General features: G+C 73.5%; 5 protein-coding genes. 2 read left to right on the top strand and 3 right to left on the bottom strand.

Going from position 1 to position 5371, the window contains the following annotated elements; genetic code table 11:
* Positions 1 to 186 precede the first annotated feature (186 nt).
* The 3 genes from AB0J52_RS25725 to AB0J52_RS25715 form a co-directional block, all read right to left on the bottom strand.
* A complete protein-coding gene (locus AB0J52_RS25725; RefSeq protein ID WP_500184815.1) occupies positions 187 to 624 on the bottom strand; it encodes an SRPBCC family protein in 438 nt (145 codons plus the stop codon).
* A 105-nt stretch (positions 625 to 729) separates the two neighbouring features.
* On the bottom strand, positions 730 to 1497 hold the full coding sequence (locus tag AB0J52_RS25720; protein ID WP_500184814.1) for a metallophosphoesterase family protein: 768 nt from the start codon (positions 1495 to 1497) through the stop codon (positions 730 to 732).
* Between the two features lie 42 nt (positions 1498 to 1539).
* Positions 1540 to 2232 (bottom strand): copper homeostasis protein CutC, encoded by a 693-nt coding sequence (locus AB0J52_RS25715; protein WP_500184813.1) that lies wholly within the window; start codon positions 2230 to 2232, stop codon positions 1540 to 1542.
* Positions 2233 to 2622: 390 nt separating this feature from the next.
* Between AB0J52_RS25715 and AB0J52_RS25710 the strand changes: the two genes are divergently transcribed.
* Positions 2623 to 4413, top strand: coding sequence for an AMP-dependent synthetase/ligase (locus AB0J52_RS25710; RefSeq protein ID WP_500184812.1), 1791 nt, complete (start codon positions 2623 to 2625; stop codon positions 4411 to 4413).
* Between the two features lie 18 nt (positions 4414 to 4431).
* Positions 4432 to 5371: AMP-binding protein (locus tag AB0J52_RS25705; protein ID WP_500184811.1), on the top strand; the 940-nt coding region annotated here is incomplete at its 3' end.

Genomic DNA, 5371 nt, shown 5'->3' with positions numbered 1-5371 from the left:
CTCCGGAGATGCCGGACGCCACGGACGAGGCCGCGCGCGCGGCCTGGCCCACCCGGCGCCGGACGGCGTCGAAGAGCTTGGCCGCCTCGTCGAGGACGTCGCCTGGCTGCTGGTCGGTCATGAGAACATTGTCCATCCCTGGTCGGCGGGCAACGGTAGCGGCTCGCGCGCCGCGCGGCACACCGCTCAGCCCTCGACGTGCCGGCGCAGGCCCTTGAGGGCGGAGTCGATGATCCGCTTCTCGCCCTTGCGCCGGACCATGCCGATCATCGGGATCCGGACGTCCACGGCCAGCTCGTAGGTGACCTCGGTCTCCCCGGGCCCGGTCTCGGCCAGGGTGTAGGCGCCGTGCAGGCCGGTCACCACCGCGCCCGGCTCGACCAGCTCCCAGCGGACGGCGTCGTCGCCCTCCCAGGTGTAGGCGAGCCCGACGGTGTCGCTGATCGGTCCGCCCTCGAAGGTCATCCGGGCGCGCCGGGCACGGCCGTCGTCGCCGGTCTCGGTGACCTCGAAGGCGCGGATCCCGCTCGCCCAGTCCGGGTAGGCCCGGAGGTCGGCGATCACCGCCATGATGTCGGCCCGCGGGGCCCTGATCGTGATGGACGAGCTCGTGCGGTCCGCCATGGGTCCTTTCCCTCCGGCTCTGCTGCTGCCATCCGCTGGGGTCGCCGGCCGCGCTGAAGCGTCCGCCGCCGTTCCCGCGCCGGACACATCCTCGCGGAGTTCCGGTCAGATCGTCAGTACGTAGGGCTTCCCACTCGCCCGGAAATGTCCCACATTGATGCATTCGGTGCGGCCTATTCGCCTCCGCCGGGCGAGCGGCTGGTGCACATGGCCGAACAGCACGTAGCGCGGGGACGTGGCGCGGATCGCCTCCAGCACCGCCTCGCTGCCCCGCTCGAACCGCCGCGCGACCGTGTCGTACAGCAGGTCCGGGACGGCCGGCGGGATGTGGCAGCACAGCACGTCCACCGCGCCGACCGCCTCGACCTTCGCCGCGAACTCCGCGTCGTCGATCTCGTTCGGGGTCCGGTAGACCGTCCGCAGCCCGCCGCCGACGAACCCGAACCGGACGCCGCCGATGTCGGCGACCTCGCCGTCCAGGACGCGGTGACCCGGCCGGAGGAAGTCGGCCCACATCCGCGGCACGTCCACATTGCCGTAGGTGAGGTAGGCCGGCGTCGGCATCGCGTCGAACAGCTCCGCGTACTGCCCCCGGACGGCCTTCTCGATGTGCGGCCAGGCGTCCCCGTCCAGCGAGGACCACATCCGCCGGGAGAACTCCCGCGCCTCGTCGAACCGCTTGGCCGTGCGCAGCGCGATGAAGCGATCGGCGTTCTCCGCCCCGAACAGGTCGGCGAAGATGCCCCGCCCGTGGTCGGAGTAGTCGAGGAACAGGATCAGGTCGCCCAGGCAGACCAGCGCGTCCGCGCCGTCCCCGGCATGCCTGAGCGCATCCGCGCGGCCATGGACGTCACTCACCACATGGATCCGCATGAAACGAGCCTAATAGGCGTCCGGCGGTCCGGGCACGGCCGGTCAGGACGAGGCGGCGGTCACCAGGGCGCGCCAGTCCGCGACGAGAGCGGCGTCGACCGGCGCGTCCCACGAGCCCTCGGGCCGGACGGCCGTGCCGACGTGGAAGGCCCCGACCCCGGCGGCGGCGAGGACGGCGACGTGCTTGCGGCGCAGTCCCCCGCCCGCCATCAGCAGGCGCGCCGACGCCGGGCCTTCGGCGGCGCGGCGCACCAGCACGTCCAGGCCCGCCTCCACGCCGCGCGCGGACCCGGCGGTGAGGACGGTGTCGCAGCCCAGCATCCGGACGGCCGCCCACCCGGCGACCGGGTCGGCGGCGTGGTCGAGCGCCCGGTGGAACGTCCACGGCAGGTCGTCCGGGAGCGCGTTGACGATCTTGGCGACCGACGCGGCGTCCACCGCGCCGAACGGGTCGAGGAAGCCGAGCACGAACCCGTCCGCGCCGGCCTCGGCGAGGCCCTCGGCGGCGCGGCGCAGCCGGTCCAGCTCGGGCGCGGTGGTGCGGAAGCCCGGGTTGGCGCGGAGCATCGCCCGCATCGGCAGCCGGGTCGCCCGCCGGATCTCCGCGACGACCTCAGGATCCGGGGTGAGGCCGTCGGCGGCCATGTCCGCGACCAGTTCGAGGCGGTCCGCGCCGCCCTCCTCGGCGGCGGCCGCGTCCCGCGCGGTCAGCGCGATCACTTCCAGCAGCGCCACGCGCGCCTCCCTGCCCGAGCCGGATCCGTCCTGGTCAAGGGTAGACCGGCGGTCCCCGCCGGACCGCCGCCCACCCCGGCCGTTGCCCGGCTGTGACCGTGTGGCGACGATCACGCGAACGGCTTCGGGGCAGGTGGGGAGCCGGTGTCCGGAACCGGCGGCCCGCGCCGGTCCCGCGGCGGTCCGCGGGCCCTGTTTACTCGGAACCACAACGGCTCCCGCGACGGCACGGCGGGCCGGCGGATGATCGTCCCGGGCGGGAGGGCCGCCCCGCCCGCGATCACCGGCGGGCTCGCCGCTACCGACCTGCGCGGACCCGTAGCTACCATCGAGTAGCAAGAGGTTGTACCGTCGTCCCCGCCTTAAGCCGTGATCAACCGAGGAGTGGCCGTGCGCGAGTTCAGCGTCCCCGCCTTGGTGGAGGTCCCCGACTCCACCAACCTGACCGACGCGCCTTTCACCCGGGCCGCCGAGAAGCCCGCCACGATCGTCCTGCGGCGTCGCGGCGCGGGCGGAGCCTGGACCGCCGTGACGGCCGGCGAGTTCGCCGCCGAGGTCACCGCCCTCGGCAAGGGCCTGGTCGCCGCCGGGATCGAGCCCGGCGACCGGGTCGCGCTGATGTCCCGCACCCGCTACGAGTGGACGCTGATCGACTACGCCGTCTGGGCGGTGGGCGGCGTGAGCGTCCCGATCTACGAGACCTCCTCCCCCGAGCAGGTGAAGTGGATCATCGGCGACTCCGGCGCCAAGGCCGTGTTCGCCGAGACCGACGAGCACTTCGCGACCATCGCCGAGGTCCGGGCCGAGCTCCCGGGCCTCGAGCATGTCTGGGGCATCGAGGCGGGCGCGGTCGCCGAGCTGAGCGCCTCCGGCGCGGAGGTCCCGGACGCCGAGATCGACAAGCGCCGCCACATTCCGACCTCGGACGACGTCGCGACGCTCGTGTACACCTCCGGCACGACCGGCCGCCCCAAGGGCTGCGAGCTGACCCACGGGAACCTGGTGCTGACCGCGCGCAACGCCATCCAGGGCGCGCTCGCCGAGGTCACCGTCGGCGGCTCGTCCACGCTGCTGTTCCTGCCGCTCGCGCACGTGTTCGCGCGGCTCATCCAGGTCGCGACCATCGAGGGCGCGATCGTCCTCGGGCACAGCGACATCAAGAGCCTGCTGCCCGACCTGGAGACCTTCCGGCCGTCGTTCCTGCTCGCCGTCCCGCGCGTGTTCGAGAAGGTCTACGGCGGCGCCGAGCAGAAGGCGATCGCCGGCGGCAAGGGCAAGATCTTCGCCGCCGCCACCGAGACCGCCATCGCCTACAGCAAGGCCCTGTCGGCGGGCGGCCCCGACCTCAAGCTGCGGCTCAAGCACAAGGTCTTCGACGTGCTCGTCTACGGCAAGCTGCGCGCGGCCGTCGGCGGGCGGGTGGACTACGCGGTGTCCGGCGGCGCGGCCCTCGGCGAGCGGCTCGGGCACTTCTTCCGCGGCGTCGGGATCACCATCCTGGAGGGCTACGGCCTGACCGAGACCACCGCCCCGATCACCGTGAACCGGCCGTCCGCGCTGAAGATCGGCACCGTCGGGCAGCCGATCCCGGGCGTGGCGGTGCGGATCGCCGAGGACGGCGAGGTGCTCGCCAAGGGCGTCAACATCCTGCGCGGCTACTGGAACAACGAGAAGGCGACCGCGGAGGCCGTCGAGGACGGCTGGTTCCACACCGGCGACCTCGGCGAGCTCGACGAGGACGGCTACCTCAGGATCACCGGGCGCAAGAAGGAGATCCTGGTCACGGCGGCGGGCAAGAACGTGGCCCCCGCGCCGCTGGAGGACCGGCTGCGCGCCTGTCCGCTGATCAGCCAGGCGATCGTGGTCGGCGACGGCCGCAAGTTCATCAGCGCCCTGATCACCCTGGACGAGGAGGCGCTCGTCCCGTGGAAGGCCCAGCACGGCAAGCCCACCGCGATGACCGTCGAGGAGCTGCGCCGGGACGCCGACGTGGTCGCCGAGATCGACCGCGCGGTGGCCGCCGCCAACAAGTCCGTGTCGCACGCCGAGGCGATCAAGAAGTACGAGATCCTCGGCGTCGACTTCACCGAGGAGGCCGGGCACATGACCCCGAGCCTCAAGGTGCGCCGGCACGTGGTGATGAAGGACTTCGCCCGCGAGATCGACGCCCTCTACTCCTGACCCGTCCGTGAGGCACTGATGCGCGAGACCGACGTCCCCGTCCAGGAGCGGTTCCCGGACGGGGCGAACCTGACCGACGCCCCGTTCGACCGCGCGGACCGCGCCCCCGCCCGGATCGTCGCCCGCCGCCGCGTCCCGGCGGCGGGCGGGGACGCCTGGAGCGCGGTGACGGCCGGCGAGTTCGCGGCCGACGTCGCGCGGCTCGCCAAGGGGCTGATCGCGGTCGGGATCGAGCCCGGCGACCGGATCGCGCTGATGGCGCGCACCCGGTACGAGTGGACCGTCCTGGACTACGCGATCTGGGCGGCGGGCGGCGTCACCGTCCCGGTGTACGAGACGTCCTCGGCCGAGCAGGTCGCCTGGATCCTCGGGGACTCGGGCGCGCGCGGGATCTTCGTCGAGACCGCCGGGAACCGGTCGGCGGTCGCCGCCGTCCGGGGCTCGCTGCCCGGCCTCGCGCACGTCTGCGGCCTCGAGCCGGACGACCTGGACCGGCTCGCCGCCTGGGGCGCGGCGGTCTCCGACGAGGAGCTGACCGCCCGGCGGCGGTCGCGGCGGGCGGCGGACCTGGCGACGATCGTCTACACGTCCGGCACGACCGGCCGGCCGCGCGGCTGCGAGCTGACCCACGCGAACTTCCTGGCCACCGCGCGCAACGTCGTGCTCGCCGGGGTGCCGGAGATCACCGGGGACGGCGCGTCCACGCTGCTGTTCCTGCCGCTCGCGCACGTGTTCGCGCGGCTGGTGCAGGTGGGCTGCGTCGAGTGCGGGATGGTGCTGGCGCACGGCACCCCCGGCACCCTGCAGGACGATCTTGGAACGTTCCACCCCACCTTCCTGCTGGCCGTCCCGCGCGTCTTCGAGAAGGTCTACAACGGCGCGGCGCAGCGGGCCGAGGCGGACGGCAAGGGCAAGATCTTCGCCGCCGCCGCCGACACCGCCGTCGCCTACAGCCAGG

The sequence above is a fragment of the Spirillospora sp. NPDC049652 genome, assembly GCF_040675125.1.
Classification (GTDB): Bacteria; Actinomycetota; Actinomycetes; order Streptosporangiales; family Streptosporangiaceae; genus Spirillospora.
Note: the sequence above shows the minus strand (reverse complement) of the source record. Positions and strands in the feature narration are given on the sequence as shown.